7 protein-coding genes are annotated in these 5,073 nt (G+C 32.4%); 5 read left to right on the top strand and 2 right to left on the bottom strand.

Annotated features, from left to right (window positions below):
• The first annotated feature begins 705 nt into the window (after positions 1-705).
• Positions 706-960, top strand: a complete 255-nt coding sequence (locus tag GT674_RS16345; RefSeq protein ID WP_010824143.1) for an epsilon-antitoxin — start codon at positions 706-708, stop codon at positions 958-960.
• A 99-nt stretch (positions 961-1,059) separates the two neighbouring features.
• Entirely contained in the window at positions 1,060-1,488 is a 429-nt protein-coding gene (locus GT674_RS16350) for an Hsp20/alpha crystallin family protein (protein ID WP_002396183.1), read from the top strand.
• A 425-nt stretch (positions 1,489-1,913) separates the two neighbouring features.
• On the opposite strand, the gene GT674_RS18380 is transcribed toward GT674_RS16350, so the two are convergent.
• Positions 1,914-2,096 carry a plasmid recombination protein gene (locus GT674_RS18380; RefSeq protein WP_202976880.1) on the bottom strand — a complete coding sequence of 61 codons (183 nt, stop codon included), beginning with the start codon at positions 2,094-2,096 and terminating at the stop codon, positions 1,914-1,916.
• Positions 2,097-2,503: 407 nt separating this feature from the next.
• Between GT674_RS18380 and GT674_RS16360 the strand changes: the two genes are divergently transcribed.
• The 3 genes from GT674_RS16360 to GT674_RS16370 all read left to right on the top strand — a co-directional run bounded on the left by GT674_RS16360 (position 2,504) and on the right by GT674_RS16370 (position 4,646).
• Positions 2,504-3,463, top strand: coding sequence for an IS30-like element IS6770 family transposase (locus GT674_RS16360; protein ID WP_016176468.1), 960 nt, complete (start codon positions 2,504-2,506; stop codon positions 3,461-3,463).
• A 186-nt stretch (positions 3,464-3,649) separates the two neighbouring features.
• Positions 3,650-4,015 carry an ArsR/SmtB family transcription factor gene (locus tag GT674_RS16365; protein ID WP_010620829.1) on the top strand — a complete coding sequence of 122 codons (366 nt, stop codon included), beginning with the start codon at positions 3,650-3,652 and terminating at the stop codon, positions 4,013-4,015.
• 16 nt (positions 4,016-4,031) lie between these two features.
• Positions 4,032-4,646 carry a CadD family cadmium resistance transporter gene (locus GT674_RS16370; protein ID WP_002300952.1) on the top strand — a complete coding sequence of 205 codons (615 nt, stop codon included), beginning with the start codon at positions 4,032-4,034 and terminating at the stop codon, positions 4,644-4,646.
• A 111-nt stretch (positions 4,647-4,757) separates the two neighbouring features.
• Here GT674_RS16370 and GT674_RS16375 read toward each other — a convergent pair.
• Positions 4,758-5,073 (bottom strand): ArsR/SmtB family transcription factor (locus tag GT674_RS16375; protein ID WP_243149183.1); only part of this gene is annotated, 316 nt, incomplete at its 5' end.

Below are 5,073 nucleotides of genomic sequence, written 5' to 3' on the forward strand. Positions count from 1 at the left end.
CCTTCCTTGCTACCACTGACTTTTTTTCCACGCAAAAGAAACAAAAGAATAAAATATATAAGATAAATGTAATATAGGCTTCGCCTTTTTTTTATTTTTTTCAAAAATGTAAAAATAAAGGTCAAAGTCATCAAAAAAGGAGTGAGCGAAAACCACGCTCACATTTTACTTGCAGCGTTCACTTCGTTCACTCGCTAAAAGAAAAGATCAAAACCACTTTTAGGAATTTATTGGATTCCCTCTAATTGCTCATATAAGCTGTTTTAACTGTTTGACTAGCTAAATACTCATATCACGCAATCAAGCGTCTTACAGACGGTCAGGGCAAGCCCTAACAACCCAAAAGCAGAATTAGAACAAAAACCCCCTTAAAACTAAAAATAGAGCTTTGTGGAGTATGTTACTTTTTTATTTACAGGATTCCTTTTGAATAAACTAGCGCACCCAAAAAGAAGTAAGCACCCTAAAATTAGGTTAAAATCAATTTAAACACTAATGTCAAGCTGATACAGGCTTTTTAAAAGTAAAGAGCATAAATTTTACACCTAAAGCTCATAAAACGCCTTAGAACGCATTTTATGAGCTTTCAAAATGATTTGCTTTTTATTCGCACGTTTATTTTTGATTAAACTAGCGAAGTCTGTTTAATTAAAAGTAAATGTTTAGTTGAGCAAAGCGAAACGAAACCAGAAGGGAGCAAACAATATGAAATTAGATTACAGAAAAACATTTGAAATTGAGATAATCAATGAATTTCAATCAGCGATTCACTCAAAAATGTTGAACTTTGTTTTAAATAATGAATTCGATAAAAGTGATTCTAAAAACCTACAAACAAACTTACTAAATCAATTATCAAACATGAATCAAATTAATTTATTTAAATTATCTCTTGAAGAACTAGAAGCCTATCATGAGTATTTACGAGCGATAAAAAAATATGCTGATAGCATCACATGAAAAATAATTTCACAATTTTCAAATAGCTTAATACTTGAAAATTGCCCTTTTTTGACTAAAATAATAATTGAAAAGAAAATATAGAAAGGATTGATTATTATGTCAAACGAGATTCAAAAACGTAACTCAGACACATATAACATGACACCTTTTAATTTTTTCGAAGACTTTAGTCGTAATTTATTCAATGATTTTAAGCCAAATTTAATCAAAACAGATATTCATGAAACTGATAATGAATATTTTGTAGAAGCTGAACTTCCTGGTATTCCTAAAGAAGACATTCAAGTTACTTACGAAAACGGAGTATTAACAATTAGTGGCCAACACCAAATTGATACAGCAACCGAAGATAAAAAAGGAAGGTTGATTCGTAGCGAACGTAGTTTAACAAGTGTCCGACGTCAATATTTATTAGAAAATGTTAAAGAAGACGAAATAAAGGCTTCTTATTCAGAGGGAATTCTTAAACTAACCTTGCCAAAAGATAGTAACAAAGAAATAAAAAAATCTATTCCAATTGAGTAGTAATTAAAAAATTACGAAAAAAAGGCGCCTATAAAATTTTATAGACGCCTTTTTTTCGTAAAAATAAATTATTTTTTCTTTCTCCATTCACTATCTAAAATCGAATAAATAATTTGATCTTAATAACCATTATCAACATGGGTCTCCATTCCCATAATTATATTAATATCATTTGGTGTTGCAGCACAGAATTTCAGTCTTTCAGTTTCAAAAACTATAGCTTGAAACATAGTACCACTCCTTTTCTATCATTTTTATATACCAAAGGGCGCACTTATACCCACCAAATTTTTCTTACGAAAAATTGATAGGTTTGTGCTAAAAAAGAGTACAGATCACTTACGTGAAGCTGTACTCTTTTTCCGTCAAGCGTGTTTGTTAAAATTCGCTACGCTCTTGTCTAAAATTATTTATCAAAAAAATCTTTATAACTCATCTTTATTCCGAATAGCTCGAGGACTGGATTTATTTTCGTTAATATATCTTTCAATATCGGTTTTATAATTATAAGTTCTATCGACTAAATCATAATTCAAATGAGAGCGTGACACGTCAATCTCTTTATTCGAATGATTGTCAGTTTTTGTCAGTTTTTCATTGGTTATGATTTCCTAGTCCGATTAAATTAGGAGCTTTCATTTTTTGCATTCTCGCTACTACCATGGACATAAAAAAACCTCCTATTGTTGGTCTTGATTCGGTACGACTTCCAAGTAAAGTATAACCCACTATACTTTACGCCGTAAAGTGTGGTCTCTGCGAGGCTAAAAACCGTCTGTCCACTCTGCCCCTTTTTTCGCCTTTAGGCTGAAAAGGTTCGACGTGAACAGGCACGAAAAACGTCGGAATATCCGACTATTTTTTCCGTGCAAAACACAAAAATCCCCTTTGCCTTTTTGGCAGGGGATTTTTCTTAAACCGCGAATTGTAAAATTAAGTTAGAAAAATAAAAAGACATTTATGGTACACTCAAATTGTATTTCCGACGAAAGAAAACAAAGGAGTGTAACCATAAATGACCTACAAACATCTTACCATAGACGAACTGACAATGATAGAATCATATTATCTTCAACATAATAAGCCGGTTGAAATCGCTAACCGAATGGGACGTGCTATACAAACTATTTATAATGTAGTCAATAAGTTCAAGCAAGGCAAGACTGCTCTTGATTATTGGCACCAGTATAAAGAAAATAAGAAAAAATGTGGTAGAAAAGTCATTCAATTACCTGCTCATGAAGTAGATTACATTAAAGAGAAAGTCACTCTTGGTTGGACGCCTGACGTCATTATCGGGCGAAAAGGAAGGCCTGTTTCATGCGGTATGAGAACACTTTATCGTTTATTTTCTAAAGGAATATTTGATATTGACACACTACCGATGAAAGGTAAAAGAAAACCCAATGGCCATCAGGAAAAACGGGGAAAACAACAGTATCAGCGCTCAATCCATGATCGACCTGATAATTATCCTGATTTCAATTCTGAGTTTGGTCACCTTGAAGGTGATACGATCGTTGGCATTCATCATAAAAGTGCCGTCATTACTTTAGTTGAAAGATTATCTAAAGTCATTATCACGATTAAACCCAACGGCCGTAAGGCATTAGATATTGAAACTGCCCTTAATCAATGGTTTTCTCGCTTCCCTAAAAACTTCTTTAAATCTATTACGTTTGACTGTGGAAAAGAATTTTCTAACTGGAAAGCCATTAGTAACCAACATGATATTGATATATATTTTGCGGACCCTGGAACACCTTCTCAACGCCCATTAAACGAGAATTCTAACGGGATTCTGCGTCGTAATGGACTGCCGAAATCAATGGATTTTAGAGAAGTGAATCAGACATTTATTTCCAGTGTCAGCAATCAACGTAATCATATTCCAAGAAAATCATTGAATTACAGAACACCAATCGAAATATTTTTGAGCTATGTACAAGAAGCATTTTATTCTAGCTTAATTTGACAAATCATAAACTAATTAATCGACACTTACAATACATGAAATTGCTTAAAATAGTGTATCAATAATCTTGTTTTATCAATGTTGAATTTATTTGAATTGTCTACAGATTAACTACTTATTGACAAAACAATGCTTAGATAGCTATACTTCATTCAAACGTTCGTTTGAATGGGGGTGGTTAAATTAATGAACGCAGAAGTATGTACAACTAACAGTATACATAAAGAAAAAGTAGCTAGTGTTAAAAACAATTTAAAAGATAAAGACCTTTCAACTTTACTTATATTAGGAAAATGTTTTAGCGATTCTTCTAGGATTAAAATTTTTTATACTTTAGAAACTTATAAGGAGATGTGCGTTTGTGATTTAGCGGCGATACTTAATGCTAGTATTGCTACAACGTCACACCATTTACGTTTTTTGAAAAAGAACGAAATAGCAAAATCACGTCAAGATGGAAAAGTAGTTTATTATTCTTTAGCGAATGAAGAGATACTTTCCGCTGTGCAGGATTTTCTAAAGTTGTCAGAAAATATATCTATGAAAATTTAGTTTGGAGGAAGTTATTTTGTTACAAAGTATTTTTTCAGCTATCGCTGTTTATATTTCTACCAGCATTGATTATTTGTTTATCTTGCTGATTATTTTTTCTCAAAGTCATACAAAAAAAGGGCTCCGTCAGATTTTTTGGGGTCAATATCTAGGAACAGGTATCTTAGTAGCCGTAAGTTTATTTGCAGCATATGTGCTGAATTTCATTCCGCAAGATTGGATCATTGGGCTTCTCGGTCTAATTCCGATTTTCTTAGGAATCAGAGTGGCATTGGTTGGCGAAGAGGAGGAAGAAGAAGAGGAAGTCGTTGAAAAGCTTGAATCAAGAGGAACAAACCGCTTCTTTTGGACCGTTGCCTTAATAACAATTGCTTCTGGTGGCGATAACTTAGGGATTTATATTCCTTACTTTGCCTCGTTATCTTTTTCAGAGATTGTCACCGCTCTAATCGTATTTGCTATTTCTGTTGCGGTTCTTTGCTATATCAGTTACAAATTAGCCAAGATTTCTTTTGTTTCCGAAACCTTAGAAAAATATGAACGAATCCTTGTTCCTATAGTGTTTATTGGCTTAGGAATTTATATTTTGATAGAAAATGGGACGATTCAAACACTATTAAATTTTATATAAACAACTACGATAGTGAAGTTCAAATAAAAAAAGACAGCGAGATTTTAACTCGCTGTCTTTTTTTATTTGAACTAATGAATTGTAAAATCATTTTAACCTTGTAGTTTGTCTTTATTTTTCTTTTTCTTGTTCTTCGATATGAGTTGAAACTTGCTCAAGAATACTAAAAATATGAAGATCGTCAAGGCTATAAATCATATTTTTACCAGCTCTTTTTGATTTTACTAATCTTGAAGTCTTTAAAGTTTTTAACTGGTGAGAAATTGCTGATTGTTCCATACTCAAAGAATGCGCAATAGCTCCAACGCTAAGTTCTTCTTTCTGCAGAAGAAATAAAATTGAAAGTCGGGTAGGGTCACTGATCATTTTAAATATTTTACTTACCTCTTGGATAGATTCATTTTTTAATGGAGAAGTTGATAATGAA

The organism is Blautia sp. BIOML-A1 (assembly GCF_009883055.1).
Classification (GTDB): Bacteria; Bacillota; Clostridia; order Lachnospirales; family Lachnospiraceae; genus Blautia_A.

Excerpts from the sequence above, each read along its gene's own strand:
- GT674_RS16350 (WP_002396183.1), top strand. The coding sequence starts at position 1,060 with ATGTCAAACGAGATTCAAAAACGTAACTCAGACACATATAACATGACA.
- GT674_RS16365 (WP_010620829.1), top strand. The coding sequence starts at position 3,650 with ATGAACGCAGAAGTATGTACAACTAACAGTATACATAAAGAAAAAGTA.
- GT674_RS16345 (WP_010824143.1), top strand. The coding sequence starts at position 706 with ATGAAATTAGATTACAGAAAAACATTTGAAATTGAGATAATCAATGAA.
- GT674_RS16360 (WP_016176468.1), top strand. The coding sequence starts at position 2,504 with ATGACCTACAAACATCTTACCATAGACGAACTGACAATGATAGAATCA.